General features: G+C 51.5%; 13 protein-coding genes. 2 read left to right on the forward strand and 11 right to left on the reverse strand.

From position 1 onward, the window contains the following. Positions 1-422 precede the first annotated feature (422 nt). From B2Z72_RS06265 to B2Z72_RS06305, 9 genes are all read right to left on the reverse strand, one after another. Positions 423-1,334, reverse strand: coding sequence for a DUF7281 domain-containing protein (locus B2Z72_RS06265; protein ID WP_297004386.1), 912 nt, complete (start codon positions 1,332-1,334; stop codon positions 423-425). Further along, a complete protein-coding gene (locus tag B2Z72_RS06270) occupies positions 1,331-4,186 on the reverse strand; it encodes a hypothetical protein (protein WP_297004389.1) in 2,856 nt (951 codons plus the stop codon). Before B2Z72_RS06270 ends, B2Z72_RS06265 begins: the two co-directional genes overlap by 4 nt. Beyond that, complete coding sequence (locus tag B2Z72_RS06275) at positions 4,176-4,769, reverse strand: condensin complex protein MksE (protein WP_297004392.1); 594 nt, start codon at positions 4,767-4,769, stop codon at positions 4,176-4,178. The genes B2Z72_RS06270 and B2Z72_RS06275 overlap by 11 nt, the downstream gene beginning before the upstream one ends. Further along, positions 4,766-6,016 (reverse strand): hypothetical protein, encoded by a 1,251-nt coding sequence (locus tag B2Z72_RS06280; RefSeq protein WP_297004395.1) that lies wholly within the window; start codon positions 6,014-6,016, stop codon positions 4,766-4,768. Before B2Z72_RS06280 ends, B2Z72_RS06275 begins: the two co-directional genes overlap by 4 nt. 478 nt (positions 6,017-6,494) lie before the next feature. After that, positions 6,495-7,433: a phosphorothioated DNA-binding restriction endonuclease gene (locus B2Z72_RS06285; RefSeq protein WP_296983047.1), complete on the reverse strand. Its 939-nt coding sequence runs from the start codon at positions 7,431-7,433 to the stop codon at positions 6,495-6,497. Positions 7,434-7,647: 214 nt separating this feature from the next. Further along, complete coding sequence (locus tag B2Z72_RS06290; RefSeq protein ID WP_296983048.1) at positions 7,648-8,979, reverse strand: TRAP transporter large permease; 1,332 nt, start codon at positions 8,977-8,979, stop codon at positions 7,648-7,650. A gap of 3 nt (positions 8,980-8,982) precedes the next feature. Beyond that, positions 8,983-9,510, reverse strand: a complete 528-nt coding sequence (locus B2Z72_RS06295; protein ID WP_296983049.1) for a TRAP transporter small permease — start codon at positions 9,508-9,510, stop codon at positions 8,983-8,985. A gap of 54 nt (positions 9,511-9,564) precedes the next feature. Continuing rightward, the gene (locus B2Z72_RS06300; RefSeq protein WP_296983050.1) at positions 9,565-10,611 is read right to left on the reverse strand and encodes a C4-dicarboxylate TRAP transporter substrate-binding protein; all 1,047 of its coding nucleotides are present in this window, start codon (positions 10,609-10,611) and stop codon (positions 9,565-9,567) included. A 297-nt stretch (positions 10,612-10,908) separates the two neighbouring features. Then, positions 10,909-11,673 carry a FadR/GntR family transcriptional regulator gene (locus tag B2Z72_RS06305; RefSeq protein ID WP_296983051.1) on the reverse strand — a complete coding sequence of 255 codons (765 nt, stop codon included), beginning with the start codon at positions 11,671-11,673 and terminating at the stop codon, positions 10,909-10,911. Positions 11,674-11,836: 163 nt separating this feature from the next. Between B2Z72_RS06305 and B2Z72_RS06310 the strand changes: the two genes are divergently transcribed. Next, positions 11,837-13,024, forward strand: coding sequence for an acyl-CoA dehydrogenase (locus B2Z72_RS06310; protein ID WP_296983052.1), 1,188 nt, complete (start codon positions 11,837-11,839; stop codon positions 13,022-13,024). A gap of 55 nt (positions 13,025-13,079) precedes the next feature. Continuing rightward, complete coding sequence (locus tag B2Z72_RS06315; protein WP_296983053.1) at positions 13,080-14,294, forward strand: CaiB/BaiF CoA transferase family protein; 1,215 nt, start codon at positions 13,080-13,082, stop codon at positions 14,292-14,294. Between the two features lie 93 nt (positions 14,295-14,387). On the opposite strand, the gene B2Z72_RS06320 is transcribed toward B2Z72_RS06315, so the two are convergent. Both B2Z72_RS06320 and B2Z72_RS06325 read right to left on the reverse strand, forming a co-directional pair. Next, complete coding sequence (locus B2Z72_RS06320; RefSeq protein WP_296983054.1) at positions 14,388-15,791, reverse strand: hypothetical protein; 1,404 nt, start codon at positions 15,789-15,791, stop codon at positions 14,388-14,390. Positions 15,792-15,899: 108 nt separating this feature from the next. After that, entirely contained in the window at positions 15,900-16,700 is an 801-nt protein-coding gene (locus tag B2Z72_RS06325; protein WP_296983055.1) for an IclR family transcriptional regulator, read from the reverse strand. Positions 16,701-16,759 lie beyond the last annotated feature (59 nt).

Raw genomic sequence — 16,759 nt, forward strand, 5'->3', positions numbered from 1 at the left:
AGGTTCGACAAATTGCCGGGAGCAATTTGGTCCGCCGCAGGCGCCCGAAGGGGCGAAGGCAGGACGCCTGAGAGACAATCGTAACGAGCCTGCGAGTGGAGAAAACACCGGAGCCTGCGACGACGGTCATCCTCAGGGCCATCTATAAAAGTCTGTTTCCGAAGCCTCGGATTCAAGTTCAACGCCTGTTGTTCCAAAGATCTCCGTTCCGCCCGATGAGGACGAGACAAATCTGTCTGGAACAGATTTGCGCACAGCCCAGAGGGTGAGTATCAGGACGATACGAACAACCCCTGATAGTTTCGACTCGAAGTGAGCGATACAAAATCTTGGGCAGAATGCTCAAACGAAAACGATCGCCTGAGCTACTACGTATTAGTTAACCACTATACAATACTTAGCGAACCCTTATAACAAGAAGGTCACAACCATATCGCCTCCTGTTCCAAGGCTGCGCCTTCGGTCCTCAAGGCTGTAATCAAGCGGTGAATTTCGGCACCCTGTGCAGTTTGGGAGGGAATGGCTTGGCTTAGATAGCTCACTGCGGCATCAAAGTCGCTTTTGGTATCTCGCCATATGGTATTGCTGCCAAAGGTTTTCAGCTTGGATTGCCAATCAGGCATGAGCCACAAGCTACAGCGATTCCCCAGGCGCTGATGTAAACGGGCATAATTCTGCAACCCTACGCCATCGTAGTCTGGGAAAAGAACGACCTCTGGAACCCGCTCGGACGCACCAAGCCAGTCCAGCAGGTTGTTATTAATCTGCCCGCGATACCAGTGAACTGAGGCTTGGCCGTTATGTGGCAGGCCGATTTTTTGCAGATCTGAGTTTGGCAACCAGTCGAGACGGTCAAATAGCGCCTGGTTTTCCACCAACCACAGGGGCTGAGCGCTACACCAGGTATCACTTGGCTCAACTGCCAACGCCGCTACACCATAACGTGCCGTAGCATCACTGAGATCCAGTTGGCTGTCGGCATCACGCCACATCACTCGCTCACCACAGGCACGCATTAGCAGATAGTACGCCGCATGCCGGTGCCCCCCGCCCTTACTGTTGCGGTAGGCCGCAATATTGGCCGCCCGATTGGGCACGGAATCGGATAGTTCCTCTAGCAAGCCAGGACTGATGGAACGCAGATGCGCTTCAATCACCTGAGGTTGTGAGACCTGATAGGTTATTCCTCGGCCAGATGTCCGGCAGGTAATGGCGTGAGTCTGCTGGATGAATTGATCCAAAGCCTTTCTTTGCGCCGCAGTGAACTGCGACGCAGCGACCTGCCCATCAGCGGCTTTAGCCATACGCTGTAATGCGGCCAATAGCGCTTTCACGAGCCCACTCCAGTCATAGTTCCACCGCTATGCGTTGCCAGAGGCTCCAGAATGTGCCAGCTTTCACGACTGATATGGTTTCGACCTTGATGTTGGCTGATAGGCACGCAATAACGCGCCGTAGTCAGCGGAGAAGGAGAAGCAAATATGAGCGAGAAGCCAAACTCTGCTGCCGTCTCAATGAGACTGGCCTGGTTACGGGTGTCGAGAGCCAGTGCTTCGTCCAGGTAACAGATGGCTTTCACCCGGTGGCGCTTGTCCTGCATAAGGTGCAACATGGCCAGTCCCGTTATGAGCTTGGCCATTAAAACCGTGCCATTGGATGCAGCGCTATCAAGATCGTCAAAGGATTCCGGGGCCTGATCTTTCTTACCAACGACGAAGCTGAGCCGAAAAAGGTCTGCCACTCTCAGCCCCTGCCGTGCGTTGCACTCATCGATCAAACGCTGACGCGCTCTGTCCAGATGTACGTCATCCAATACGTTAGCCTGATTGAACAAGGTAAAGGTTTCACCTGACTCCACTTTTTCAGCAGTATCAATCAGGGTATCAATGGCAGAAACCAGGCTTTCGTCATCTTGAGCTTCAATCCTAAAGACGGTGAGATCCGATAACTGCCGAGCTCCGATGAGCGAGTTAAATTCGCGCATCCTCCTCTTTAAGCTATAAAGTCCGCTACGCAAGTCGCGCAGACTGGCAGTTACATTCACCACTGCACTGCGAGCACGGCGCTCCAGCGCTTCAGCTTCACGTGATAGCTGATGACGAAAATTGATCAATGTATCTATTTCAATTTCGTCGTTCTCGGCATACTGAAATTTGGTCAGGCCTTTGTGATGCAGCTCGCTTAGCAGGCCGGTGATATCGCCTTCCAATCGTAGTAACAGTTGGCATAAGCGCTGGTAATCCGTCAGAGCCTCAGCAAGATTCTCAAGTTGTACCTGTGAGTCACCTAACCACGGCCTATGGGGTTGGTCAGCCAAATAACTAAAGCGTTGATCGGTATCCACACGGCGATTGCGGAGTTCACTGATTTGCTGATGCTTACCATTCAGCGATGACTCGTCCAAGTTTAGCTTAGTCGCCTTTTCATCCAGAGTTTTACTAGCCTGCTCCGACTGAACCAGCAAGTTTTGAATCTCATGCTGCCGTGCTTCACCAGCAATTAAATGAATCTCACGTTCTGGCTGCTGCTGACGCAAGAGAAGTAACTGATCAAACTCTTTAAGGGCTTGTTCTATAGAAGTCAGCTGGCCATACAGATGATCCTTCTTTTCTTTGGCGTTATCCAAAGATTTGGCTGTATCCAACTGCTTAAGGAGATCCCTATGCTGCTCTGTTAATTCACTCTGACGCCGCTGAATTTCCGCAGCACTTTTGACAACATACTGAGGCGTGAGAGATTCAAGACTGAAAGACAGTCCCTCCATTTTCCAGTGATTGGCATCCATTTGTACCAATGCAAAACTTAGCACTTTTGTATCAAGATCAAATTGGTTAGCACCCAGCGTCATCACTTCTCGATTGAACAGGCGGTTTAACACTCCTAATTGATCTTCTGGCAGATCCACACTTAGACGTTGCCAGAGATTATCTGACAAAGTATCTAACTCTCGGGTTAATGCTTCTTGTTCTGACAGGTTGCGCTTTATATCTCGCTCAATTTGGCTGGGTGTACGGCTGCTCACCAGACCAATTTGTGTGGTTATGGCATCATATTGTTTTTTGATTTCCGCTTGCTGTTGTTCCAGCTCCTCCCGGCCCGAGATCAACGCAAATTGCCGTTCCAGCTCGTTTTGGCTCTCCTGATGACTTGCCAGAGACTTCAGCTTTGCAGCCAACTGAGTTTGTTCTGCAATCAATTTCCGATCATTACCCAGCCTGTCTCGCCGTTCATCTTCCAGGAGCTTTTGGGCTTGCGCTATCTCACTGCATTTATCTGTATAGAATTGCTCCCACCCCTCCAGAGCAGCTTCTATGTGGGGACGCACAGCCAGAATTTGGCCCCGCAATTCAAGTCGCTGATCACGGTTTGATTCTAATACATCAATACGCGCTTGCTGATTGTCAGCAATTTGATACTGTTCCCTCTCATCATTAATCTCAGCAAATGCCTTATCCCAAGCCTGCTTAAAATCAATGGCTGAGTCTATCACATCGTGTTTGAAAATTTGTAACAGGTGCTCTTTTACATCCTGTGATTTTAGTTTATCCAATCGTAGAGTACGGGTCAGAACTCGCTGATATGCATCGGAGTCTCGGCCGTTTTCCAAGCGAAATACGGTAAAATCCGGCTCATTTGCAGCGCGTTTAACTCGCCCACCGTAAAGAATATTGGCGAAATCACCCGGGTTATAGGTAAAAACGGATTTTCCGTATTGAGCGAGATGTGCAATTAACTCAGGCTGAGCAACCAATTTTCCGTCATTGGTCCGGAACTCATCGACGTTGAGCTGCCCTTTATAGGCAAAATATTGATAATCGTGGCTGACGCCTTTGCCGACACACCCAAGAACGACCGTCCCTATATTGGGTAGTGTTGCCTCCAGCAAAATATAAGCGCTGTTATTCGGAAAATAGAACTGGCGACTTTTATCCACATCATGAGCACCAAAGTCCATGCGCCGCTTATTAATGATCAGGAGAAATTGCAGTGCATTAATCAGACTGGTTTTGCCGGTATTATTTGGGGCTATGAGGGAAACTGACTCATCCAGCGGCAATTCCGCTCGTGAATATCCGGCACTGCCCAGCAACACCAGTCGCTGAAAACCGGAAAAGTCGAATCGCTGCATGGCCGTATCTACACGCATGGTCTTTGCTTTATCGCTCAAGGCTGTATCAGGATTCATGGACTTCTTCCTTATCGTTATCCAGCACGGAGCCTTCATCGTCCAGACCAAAATCACCATCAATGCTAGTTGCCAGAGCTTCGAAGTGATCAAGGTAGCGGTAAACTGCTGGCAGTAAATAATAAGCACCAGCGTCTTTAGACATGAAGCCAAATCGCTCTGCTGTTTTCGCTATATCCGGAAAGTCATCCAATAAAATCCCTTCCGCCGATAAGACTTCCTTATGCTGGCTGTAAGCTTCATCCAATAGCTCTCGATCAATACGCCAATCCGTAAAGCGACTTAGCGGCTTTCCTGCATCTCCTTGAAACTCAAATATCACCATGAAAAAAAGTGCTAATCGCCGCGTATTCTGATTAGACGATGTACTACTCTCTGTATTATGGAACCAAGCAAAACCACGACTATCGACCCTCAAGTCATACCCCAACGACGAGAATAACGTCTCGTAGGCGTCGCGCTCCTGTTCAAGGTTCGCCCACACCAGCGGATCGGATGCGCGATTGATATGCTCACCATTTTTGCTAAGCCGAGTGAAAATCTCAGCCAAACAACTTAGCTTCTCTACGTTAACTGTTGTCATAAGGCCTCCAGCCTGTGAGGGTGGTGATAAACCCGCAGGCTATTCAGTTCGGTTGCCATTTCTTCAGGTTGCAAGTAGCTGTGCCAGTCCGAAGATCGAACCAGTTCATGGTAGAGCTGTAACACTAATGCATCGGGCAGGTGGCCATAATGTTCACTCAGCCAACTCATCAGGTGATCAACCGGCAATGATCGTTTTAAATGTTCGATCACAGCCGTTTGATCAACCCACTCGTGAAAGTCCAACTGAGCAGACTCATCAGGCTCTGGAAACGGTTCTGCCACAGGCTGATAGTTTTTCGCCTCACTAATGATCGTCAAGACCTCATCACCTACAGAGATCCTGGAAAATCGCTCCTGACGGCAAGAAGGCAATCTCTGCCCCTCAAATTCCAATGGAATAGAACGACGCAGGCCGCGTTTTCTAACCTGACCAAGTAGCTTACTGATCGATGAGGCGAGATTGCTGTGAGCCCGAAGCTCCTCCCTGAGGGGCAATAAGGTATCCGCACACTGCTGAGAAATCGTCCGGCCTATACGCCTTAATTCCTTTGCCTGATAGGACACCTGCCTAATTTGACGCCGATGACTGTAGAGCGCCCCCTGAACACTGAGTTTCTCATAGATCACTTCCAACGCTTCATCGGCACCTTCCAGGTACCGATAAAAGGTTCCATCTGGTCCGGAGTCCATCATTTCATTCATGGGCTCGATGTATTGGTCGTATGCTTCCAGTACCCGACGGTAGCGCCTTGCGAGAGGCATCGCGCTATCAGCAGAACGCGCCTGCTCGGCAATATCCAAAATGGCATCACGATCCTGGTGAAGCTGAAGACTGATTTGCCGGAATAAATCGCCTAGCTGTCGAGCGGACTGACGCAGTTGATCATTATCACCATTGGCCAGAGCTTGGTTAAGGGATTCAGTCGCTGTGCGAATGGCCGCAACCCTTGCCGCCAAAACGGAAGAAAGTCCAAGCTCATGCTCATGGGTTAAGCCGCGAACAAACTCTAGCACCGTAGGGTTAACAACGAGCCCTCCTGAACGGGGAACAAGTTGCAAGAGATCGGCATTGAGCAATGAGCGCAATACTGCACCGGGTTCGCTGTTATCCGGGTCTACTTTACCAACTAAGTGTAGTGCCTGCTCTTCATCCAGCTCTGGATGGTCACGACTGACACGCACCATCACCTCGACCAGCTCCCAGTGCTGGTGCAATTGGTAGACAAGGCTTCGAGGATTAGCCACTAATTAGTCCCCATGGCAATTTGTATTGCTAAATAGTATTCGACAAACGTTATCGAATCCGAACTCGTTTACGCATTCGCACTGAATTGATAAGTTCCAACGCCGTTGCCTGAACATACCGTTCAACCGCATCTTCATCTTTATCTTTATGAAAAGCTCCAGGCCCAATTTTTCTTACAAAGCTGAATACATCGGCTTATACAGCAGGTTTCGGTTCAGCAATTTAATTACTCTCACGAACACTCTATGAACCAACAATAAAATAGCTATCATAGCCAAATTCAGTCACATACCAACCCGATTGTAATAAACCTAACAATAGGCACCATTCGCTAGCAAGCCTTAAGTTCTAGTCAAATCGACGCTCACTCAATCCGTACCAGCTGCGGGCCGCCATTCTGGTGAAGGCCATGCACTACTTCCGCCTATTGGGCGGCCACTAAACTCTGTAATCATAGGAGTAGCCTAAGCCTATATATCAAGCCAACGCCGGCGCTCTGAACACCCCACCCAACTTAGCCTCCCGATGCCAGCGGATGTATTCCGGATTCAGCTGTGGGTAGCCTGGAGCAGGATCGCGTATCAGCTGGCCGTGCATATCCCGGATGCGTTTTAGTGCCACATCGCTGCCGGTAAATTCCTTCGACACGATAATGCGCCTGTCATCAGACAGAGACCAGATCCCACGATCAAACAGGAGGTGAAGGGTCGGCTCCAGTACCAGCCCGTTATCAACAGTATCCGGGCCATTAAAAGCGTGGGCCTGAATATGGGCGGCTTCACAGCCAATGGAGGCTCCGCCACCGATGCGTATTTCAAAACCAGTTACAGCGCAGCAGTAATCGTAAGCTTTCAGTACATCGCGGCGGAAGTCTGCAGATCGCTTACGTTTTTCCAGTATGTCGCTGACGGTATCAGTATTGAAACTACCGGCAGAATCCGGCGGTGGGATGCTCAGTCCACAATCGTCCAGTACTGCTTCATAGGTGGTTGGCAGAAAGTATTCTTCCAGCAGGTACCAGGCGATGGTGAACAGCGCAGAATTATCCTGGGTAAGCCACTGCTGTACGTCTTCACAGAGAGAACCAGAGGTCTGGCGCAGAGATGCGAGAGTCGGAAAGCCACTGGTTTTACGTTGCAGCTCGCGATCGCTCAGTACCTGCCAGAGATCATCCGATTGCAGATACCAATAGGGCAGCTCGGGCTGCGGGCTTCCCTTCGTTGGCGGTGCCCAGTTGCGCAACAGGTTGCGCAGTGGCGCTTCAATATCTGCAAAAGCTACCTGCTTGCTGCCCTTTTGCCAGGCAGCAAGGGCCAACAGAAGTAACAGAGGCTTATGCGGGGCACGCTGGCCAGTGATGGTTGCTGTCTTAAGCTTTTTTATCCGCTCAAGAACCGGGCTGGAGTGATTGTTCATCCTGAAACTCGGGCTCTGGTATCAATCTGATACGTGCTAACAGAGCCGAAGCCCTGCGCGCACGAGTTAGTTATAACCATATCAGAAAACTGTACCAGTGGTTACATCAGGCCAACCGTAACAATTCGCCCTTCCTCCGCCGCTCCCTATAATCCACAAAAAAGCCCGCCAAAGGCGGGCACAGGGAGGGAGCAAACAAGGTTTACTGAGCCAGTCAGAATGAGGTGTTGGGCAGCAGCAGAGAGATGATCGGGAAGGCGATGATTGCTGCCAGTACCAGCAGGTCTGCCAGCAGGAAGCGGGTTACACCCATAAAGATTTCACCCACGGATACCTGGCCGCGGACCACGCTGCCGATCACGAATACGTTCAGTCCGACCGGTGGTGTAATCAGGCTGATTTCCAGCAGTTTCACGATAATCACGCCAAACCAAATCAGGTTCAGGCCGTAGCCTTCCACCATAGGAATCAGAAATGGCAGGGTCAGTACCATAATGCCCAGCGGATCGAGGAACATGCCGAGCACAAAATAGATCACGGCGATCATGATCAGCAACATCCACACTGACAGATCCATGGAGGTAATGGTTTCAGCAATTTCCGGTGCTATCCCGGTCAGGGCGATAAAGCCAACAAAGATTTTGGCACCAGCGGCAATAAAGAAAATAGAGGTTGATTGCAGGCAGGTTTCTTTTACTGAATCGAGAAACTTAGCCATATTCAGCTTTTTCTGTTTAACCCCGACGATCACTGCAATCATGGTGCTGACACCAGCCGCTTCGGTTGCGGTAAAGAAGCCGCTGTAGATACCGCCAATAATAATGAAAAACAGCAGGAGTACCGGCCAGCAATCCAGCGCCACTTTCAGCTTGCTCAGCTGGCTGTCTCCTTCTATTCCCGGCGCTACACCGGGGGAGCTTTTCACCCAGATAAAAATAACCAGAAGGTAGGCAAGCATGGAGATGATGCCGGGCAGAACACCGGCCATAAACAGCTGGTTAATCGATACTTCAGTAAAGATGCCATAAAGGATAAATAACACACTGGGCGGAATCAGCGACCCCAGCGTACCGCCAACCGCAACAGACGCGCTGGCGAGCTTTTTATCGTATTTGGCTTCCAGCATTTCGGGTACGCAGATGCGTCCCATGGCCGATGCACAGGCCATGCTTGAGCCCGAAATGGCAGAGAATCCGCCACAGCCTAATACCGATGCCATGGCCACACCGCCGGGCAATTTCATCAGCCAGACACGCGCTGCTTTATAGATGTCACTGGTCATGCCGGTGTGATAGGCAATATGTCCGAGCAGAATAAACAGCGGGATCATACTCAGATCATAGGAGTGAACCAGATCGTAAGCCGTCCCTGAGATCATGGTCAGCGTTGGTTTCAGTGCGCGCTCAAAATCCATTCCCCGGTTGAGGAAAAAGAGAAAAATAAATGATGACGACACGCCCGCCAGTGTAAATGAAATAGGGACACGCAGGGCGAGCATAACCAGAGCACAGGCAAAGCCAATAAGGCCCAGGGTAATCGGTTCCATCGGTCAAGCCTCCTCTGCTACATCATGGGAGCTGGTACGTTTACTCAGGTATTTTTCATCAGCGCGGATAAAAGCGAGAGCATCATGGAAACAAATAATCAGCAGGCGCAGGTAAAAGAACGCCAGACCAACAAAGAAGAACAGGCGGCCCGGCCATTCCGGTAATTCAAGTTCACCGGAGAAATAAGATCCGCTCGCCAGTGCGTGGCTGAAGGAACCCCAGGATGCCATAACCATTAACAGCATGGGTGCCAGTACAAGCAGAGAGCCAAGCAGCAGAATAAAGAGCTTTACGCGCTTGCCGAACAGGTTAAACAGAAAATCGATCGCGATGTGCTGGTTCGCGCGGGTAACGTAGGCCAGTGGCAGAAAGATACCGCCCATCATCAGCTCACCAACGATGGTTACCACATCCGGCACGCCGGTATTAAACAGGTTGCGCAGAATCACGGTCAGGGTAATCACAGTGCCCAACCCGACGATGCAGAAACCTGCAACATAAAGCAGAAGTTCTTCTGTTTTTTTAAGCATAACGACTCCGAAAAACAGCCCGTTGCCGGGCTGTCATCTTATTATTGTTATCTCTTACTTCTGATCCCAGGGATAACCTGACTCATCGATTTCGGATTTGTATTTGCTCAGCAGAGCCTGATATTTCTTCAGCAGGCGGTCACCGTCCAGGCCGCTTTCGTCAGCCTTGCTGACCCAGTCCTGAACGTATTTTTTACTGTCTTTAATCAGGGTTGCAGTGTCTTCAGCAGCCAGGTCATTGGCTACCATGCCGTTAGCTACCAGCGATTTTTCACCTGCGACATCTGCACTGATCACGTTGCGGCCGTGATGATCGGCAAACGCAGCCGCAACCTCATCCAGCACCTTTTGTTGGGACGCTGTCAGCGACTGGTAAACGTCATTGTTGATGTAAATACCCAGACCGGAGAATACACCCCAGTTGAGTTTGGTGATGTATTTGGAGACTTCATCGTGTTTCAGTGCAGCGGAAGCACTGAGGTATGTCTGTGCGCAATCGATCAGGCCGGTATCCAGCCCCTGAAATACTTTATAAACCGACATATTCACCAGGCCTGCGCCGTGGTCACCCAGTACGTAACCATAGGCACTGATACCACGCAGCTTTATACCTTCAATATCGGCCAGAGTTTTCACTGGCTTGTCTTTACAGATCAGGTTTACGGAACCCACGCTGTAAGCGGTTAACAGACGCAGGTTCTGCTCCGCCAGCTGCTTTTCTACCTGTTCGTCTTTGGCGAAATCATTAACGGCGCGGATGCCGACCCAGGGATCATTGTTTTCGAATGGCACATCACCGATACCTGTGGTGATCAGCTCTTTCGGGAAGTACCCCTGGATAATACTGCCCATGTCGGCAACGCCGTAGCTGATGCCTTCACGCGCCGCTTTCGCTTTAAACAAAGCACCGCCCCACTGAATATCAATCTTCAGATCACCGCCAGAGCGCTCATTCACCTGATCAGCAAACCACTGCACATCCGCTGCGCGGGCGCCGCGGTTGGGAGATGCTTCACCAAAGATCAGGGTTTTTCCAGCGTGTGCAGAGCCGATCACAGAGGCCAGCAGAGCCCCCGTAAGACATTTCTTGATGACGTTCATTGTTATTCTCCGGTTTTTATTATTGTTTCGCTAAGCGAAATGACATACCGCGATAGAGTTATTCCACTCTACATATCGGTTTTGCTTTTCGCAACTTTTTAATTCAGAGGTTTTGTCAACATACTCAGCCAGCCCGGAAACCGGCTTAACAGAGAGGAAGCAACAAGGCTGGCGCCGGAATGCAGGCGTGTAGCCCTGAGTGATACGTCCAGCGGGTGCCGGATCTCTGATTAACATTCACTCAGCGAAACAGACACCCGACCAATTTCTCAGATGCCTTTTTCCACCATCGCTGTCTCAGTCGGAAGAGCCGAGGAAGTACTCTTTCAGCTTGCCCTCGAGCTCGCGGTTAAAGTGTTCCGCCGATGCCATATGGTCAGCCATCAGCCTGCGCGCCTGCTCTGCGTCTTTGGCACGGAATGCCAGCATCAGTTCTTCGTGGTAATGCAGATTGGCGCAGGAGAACTCGCGCTGTTCCGGCAGTGAGGATTTTTTGAAGATCACCAGATCACGGATCATGTCATTGAGAAAGCGCCCCATAAACGACAGCATCGGGCTGTTACAGCGCTGCGCGAGACGGATATGAAATTCCAGCTCGGCAAAGCGTTGCTCAACACGCTCATCGAAGGTTTTCGGAGCATCGTGACCAAGATCCACCAGCCCCTGCAGGTAGGTGAGATCGTCTTCAGTCAGGTTGGGAGTCGCCAGGGCAGCGATCTCAGGCTCGATCAGGGAGCGCAGTGCGTAAACATCCGGACCACTGGGGCGTTCGAAATGGAGGAAGTTGCGCAGCAGCTCACTGGCACGCTCATAAGGAACAGACTCCAGCACCGCGCCACCATTCGGGCCAGTTTTTACTGAAATGAGTCCCTGTACTTCCAGTGATTTGAGTGCTTCACGGACGGTGCCTTTAGAGCAATCGAACTGCTCCATCAGATCACGTTCATTAGGAAGACGGTCACCGGGCTGCTTCTCGTTTACCGCGACCCAGCGCTTGATGGCACTCACTATCTGATCGGAGCGCTTAACCCGCTTTGGCGATGAAAACTCGTTTAACTGCATATCCCTGACCCGTATTTGTAAGGCGAAATAATGTCACACCGCCCGTATAAATGCGAACAACCTAACTATTGTATTTATACGTATAAATACAATAGTATGGATTTTAACCGCTGCTTCAGGGCAATCCGGAGGCAGTAAAAATGGCTAAACACAGGATAATAAGATGAGCTCAACACAGCGTTTTAAATGGGACGATGCCCTGCTTCTCGATCAGCAACTGACCGAAGACGAGCGCCAGATTTCTGATTCCGCCCGCGCTTTCAGCCAACAGGTACTGCAGCCAAAAGTACTGGAAGGCTACCGTAACGAATCTTTCGACCGTGACATCATGAGTCAGATGGGTGAAATGGGTATGCTCGGTGCGACTGTTGCTGAGCAGTACGGCGGTGCCGGCCTGAGCCATGTTGCCTACGGTCTGATTGCCCGTGAAGTTGAACGCGTTGACTCCGGCTACCGCTCTGCCATGAGTGTGCAGTCCTCTCTGGTGATGTATCCGATTGAAGCTTATGGCTCAGAAGAGCAGAAGCAGAAGTATCTGCCGAAGCTGGCCAGTGGCGAAATGGTTGGTTGTTTTGGTCTGACTGAGCCTGACCATGGCTCTGATCCGGGTTCGATGATCACCCGTGCGAAAAAAGTGGATGGCGGTTATCTGCTGAGTGGCCAGAAGATGTGGATCACCAACAGCCCGATCGCGGACATCGCTGTGGTCTGGGCCAAATCCGAAGCCCACGATAACAAAATCAAAGGCTTTATCGTTGAGCGTGGCACCAAAGGCTTCTCCACACCTAAGATCGAAGGCAAGCTCAGCCTGCGCGCTTCCGTCACCGGTGAAATCGTTCTGGATGAAGCGTTTGTACCGGAAGAAAACCTGCTGCCGGAAGCCAGCGGTTTGTCCGGCCCGTTTGGTTGTCTGAACAAAGCCCGCTTCGGTATTGCCTGGGGTGTATTGGGCGCCGCGGAATTCTGCTGGCACGCTGCCCGTCAGTACACTCTGGACCGCAAACAGTTTGGCCGCCCGCTGGCCGCCACTCAGCTGGTTCAGCTGAAACTGGCCAATATGCAGACTGAAATCACTCTGGGCCTACAGGCCGCTCTGCAGGTAGGCCGTCTGATGGATGCCGGCAACTGGGCACCTGAGATGATTTCTCTGATCAAACGCAACAACTGTGGCAAGGCACTGGATATTGCCCGCGTATCCCGCGATATGCACGGTGGTAACGGTATCTCTGATGAGTTTGGTGTGATCCGTCATATGGTGAACCTGGAAACAGTAAACACCTATGAAGGCACTCACGATGTGCACGCCCTGATTCTGGGCCGCGCGCAAACCGACATTCAGGCGTTCTTTTAAGCCCTGATTTCACACCACACTGCCGGGGGATATTCCCCCGGTACGGAGTTGTGCCATGACAAAACCCCTTACCGGTATTCGCGTACTGGATCTTTCGCGCATATTAGCCGGCCCCTGGTGCAGCCAGCATCTGGCCGATATGGGAGCGGAAGTCATTAAAATAGAACACCCGCAACGCGGTGATGATACCCGTGGCTGGGGACCTCCCTTTATTGAAGACACCGGCGAATCCGCCTATTTCTTATGCGCTAACCGCGGTAAAAAATCGGTTGCCATCGATATTGCATCCAGCGAAGGTCAGGCCCTGATCCGCAAACTGGCGGCCGAATCGGATGTGGTACTGGAAAACTTCAAAGTCGGTGGGCTGGCAAAATACGGTCTCGATTTCGACAGTCTGAAGCAGGTTAACCCTGACATCATCTATTGCTCAATCACTGGCTTCGGTCAGTCCGGCCCTTACGCGCCACGTACGGGTTACGACTTTCTGATTCAGGGCATGGGCGGGCTGATGGGTATTACCGGCAAAGCAGACAGCGAAGTGGGCGGTGGCCCGGTTAAAACCGGCGTGGCGGTAACCGATTTATTTACCGGCATGTATGCTGCCAGCTCTGTTTTATCCGCGCTGCTGGACCGCGAGCGCAACGGCGCCAAAGCCGTGCATATCGATCTGTCTCTGCTGGATGTGCAGGTGGCCACGCTGGCGAATCAGGCGCTGAATTATCTGACCTCAGGTGTATCCCCGACCCGGCTGGGTAATTCGCATCCGAATATTGTGCCCTACCAGGCATTTGCCACAGCGGATGGTCATATCATTCTGGCGGTCGGCAACGACTCACAGTTTGAGAAATTCTGTGATGTCGCCAATGCCTCTGAATTGCTTGCAAGCGGGCTTTATACCACTAACCGTCAACGCGTTGAGCAACGTGCGCAACTGGTGCCTTTACTGGAAGCGATCGTACGTCAGCAGCCGTCTGAATTCTGGCTCAGTGAGCTGAAAAAGGCCGGTGTACCCTGCGGACCAATCAACAGCATTGAGCAGGTATTTGATGACCCACAGGTTAAGCACCGTGGCACACAACTGACCATGGAGCGTGGGCAGGCCAGCAGCATTGATCTGGTATCTAATCCGGTGCGCATGAACGAGCAGGCAATGAATGCCGATTCAGCGCCACCTCAGTTGGGCGAACATACCCGTGATGTTCTGTCTGAGTTGTTGCATGAAGATCCGCAGACGCTGGATGCGCTGCGCGATAAAGGTGTGATCCGTTAAACAGCTGCGCGCTTCCGCACGGGAGCGCGTTCGCTTTTCTCTTTTTCTGCTTTTCTCTTTTTCTTGTTCTGCTTAAACCAGATTCCCCCGGGGTCAGGTTCGCAGAATGTAATCCAGAGCAAAAACCCACACAGCCAGAACAACAAATGCCACACAGTTGTAGAGCAAATTCCAGCGATAGGTAATCTCGCGCGGATTTGTGCCGGTAGTGCTGCTGATCAGCAGAGCGGTAATCATCACAGGGGACGAATTCATCGCCAGACTCCAGCCGGCCATCAGACCCAGAGCCAGCACCTGTGGCTGCAGACCAAACGATTCAGCCGGTGTCAGCGCCGCTGCAATAATTGCTGCACTGGCAATCGGGTTAATGCCAAACTGAGCCAACAGGATAATCACACTGCCGGCCACCAACGCCAGAATCCAGCCAGATAACTGCAGAAAATTCACGCTGTCGACAATCACATCATGGGGCAGTAATTCCGCCATAATCACACCAAAAATACTGGCGGCTCCAAGAATCGCAATTTCTGAACGGGTTGCGGTCGCTTCTACCGGAAACTGCTGACGCAGAATCTGCAAAGACGACGTCAGCGCTTTACGGCTGCGTCCGGCCGGATTTTCCAACAGCAGCCAGGCCAGGCCAATCACCGGACTAGCGACCACAATCGACAGTGGCAGATTGGCGCTCGTACTCCTCTCGATCAACACCGCCAGAGAGAAAAAGCTGATCACAATCAGCAGAAATTTTACTGCCGGCAGCCAGCTTAGCTGCGGCCCGGAATACTGTGCCGACGGCGGCGCCTGACGCGGATTAGTCGTGTAATCCAGAAACCAGCCTAACAACAGCAACAGCCCGGCCGTCAGCAGACCCAGTGGCAGCAGAGAGAACCAGTCCAGCCCCGGAATCGTTGCCAGCATAACGGCCATCGTAATAGAGAAAGGCGATGCCAGCGGCACCAGCGAGAAACCGCGCATAATAGCCAGGTTCATACGACGGCGGCGTATTGCCTGCACGTGCTCAAGTCCGCCAGCGGATTGCAGTGTATTGCCCCTGGCCACCATTTCGCCAAGCAGGTGCACTACGCCAAAATTAATAATGGTGCCGAACAGATAGCTGGCAAAAGAAATAATGCCGTAGCGTCTCAACGGCGGCTGATGTACCACCAGCTGCCCACACTGGCGCACGATATGGGAATGCACCGCCGCCACACGCAGGAAGGCCAGCGCCAGCAGAAACGTCGCAAAATAAATCGCCCGGGACAACGCGCTTTCCAGAGTGGCCAGAGGATCAGAACTTAAACCAAGGAACAGCAGAGAGACGCCGGCTACGCCCATCAGGATTCGTCCGGCGTTATTGATTTTGGGCCATTGCAGAAACAGAAACACCACCAGTGACGATGTTGCTACAACCAGCCCGGCCAACTCACCGAAGAAGCGGTGATATAAGGTAAATACGATGGTAATTGCGACACATGCTGCAGAGATATTTTTAACCATATTAAGACTTCTCTGTTTCAGCCTGTGCCAGCTGAAGAATTTACAGGGTGCAGATAAAGGCCGCTCAGAAGGGGATATAAAGCGCCCCTTATCTGCAAAAACCGCTGCTCAGACGCCGGCGCCCATGATGTCCCGGCCAAGGTGAATCAGCTGCGGAGCCAGAACATTTTCCAGATTTTCCTTACTGAACATGTAGGAAGGACCACCACAACTGAGGCAGACGATTTTGTCATCCCGCAGTTTCAGCGGCACCGCCACAGCATTCACGTTACGATCCCATGCGGCATAGGCCGAGGTGTAGCCTTTTTCATTGTATTCGGCGATGGACGCATCAATATCGGCTTTAATTGCCGGCCATTCCTGCTCGCTGTATTTTTTCTGCAGATGCTGCATAAAAAATTCACGCTCTTCTGCAGTCACCATGGCAAGAAAACCACGACCGATTGCACTGGTCGCCATCGGCAGGCGCGAGCCAACTTCTACCCGCAAAGACTGCGCATCATCACTGCGGCTGTAAGACACAAAGATCATCGACAGACGCTCACGGGTGGCCAGACCAACCGATACCTGGGCACGCTTGGCCATGGCATCCATATAAGGTTTAGCCACCTGACGCACCTGCAGCTGCGATGTGTAAGCACTGCCCAGCGCCAGTACACCGGAATCCAGCTGGTATTTCTCCAGGCTGGGGGAATACGTCAGATAGCCCAGTTTGGTCAGGGTGTAGGTCAGACGCGATACCGTCGGCTTTGGTAAGCCAGTAATCGAAGCAATGTCCTGGTTGCCCAACAGACCACCCTTCTGGCCAAAAGCACGCAGGATTTCCAAGCCTCGGGCTAATGCCTCGACAAACTTCCGGTCTTTCTCGTCTTTGGACTTACTTTCCGGATAATCAAAAAAATCCTGCATAGTTATCAGCCATCTTCAGGGGGTGATTCAGAAACTCAGACGCCAGTGTCTGCGTACAG

Source organism: Thalassolituus sp. UBA6592 (assembly GCF_002433655.1).
GTDB lineage: Bacteria > Pseudomonadota > Gammaproteobacteria > Pseudomonadales > Oceanobacteraceae > Venatoribacter.

What these genes read in the sequence shown, in the direction of transcription:
- B2Z72_RS06300 (WP_296983050.1), bottom strand. Translation starts at nt 10,611, where the DNA reads ATGAACGTCATCAAGAAATGTCTTACGGGGGCTCTGCTGGCCTCTGTG.
- B2Z72_RS06325 (WP_296983055.1), bottom strand. Translation starts at nt 16,700, where the DNA reads ATGCAGGATTTTTTTGATTATCCGGAAAGTAAGTCCAAAGACGAGAAA.
- B2Z72_RS06310 (WP_296983052.1), top strand. Translation starts at nt 11,837, where the DNA reads ATGAGCTCAACACAGCGTTTTAAATGGGACGATGCCCTGCTTCTCGAT.
- B2Z72_RS06315 (WP_296983053.1), top strand. Translation starts at nt 13,080, where the DNA reads ATGACAAAACCCCTTACCGGTATTCGCGTACTGGATCTTTCGCGCATA.
- B2Z72_RS06275 (WP_297004392.1), bottom strand. Translation starts at nt 4,769, where the DNA reads ATGACAACAGTTAACGTAGAGAAGCTAAGTTGTTTGGCTGAGATTTTC.
- B2Z72_RS06320 (WP_296983054.1), bottom strand. Translation starts at nt 15,791, where the DNA reads ATGGTTAAAAATATCTCTGCAGCATGTGTCGCAATTACCATCGTATTT.
- B2Z72_RS06290 (WP_296983048.1), bottom strand. Translation starts at nt 8,979, where the DNA reads ATGGAACCGATTACCCTGGGCCTTATTGGCTTTGCCTGTGCTCTGGTT.
- B2Z72_RS06305 (WP_296983051.1), bottom strand. Translation starts at nt 11,673, where the DNA reads ATGCAGTTAAACGAGTTTTCATCGCCAAAGCGGGTTAAGCGCTCCGAT.
- B2Z72_RS06270 (WP_297004389.1), bottom strand. Translation starts at nt 4,186, where the DNA reads ATGAATCCTGATACAGCCTTGAGCGATAAAGCAAAGACCATGCGTGTA.
- B2Z72_RS06285 (WP_296983047.1), bottom strand. Translation starts at nt 7,433, where the DNA reads ATGAACAATCACTCCAGCCCGGTTCTTGAGCGGATAAAAAAGCTTAAG.
- B2Z72_RS06295 (WP_296983049.1), bottom strand. Translation starts at nt 9,510, where the DNA reads ATGCTTAAAAAAACAGAAGAACTTCTGCTTTATGTTGCAGGTTTCTGC.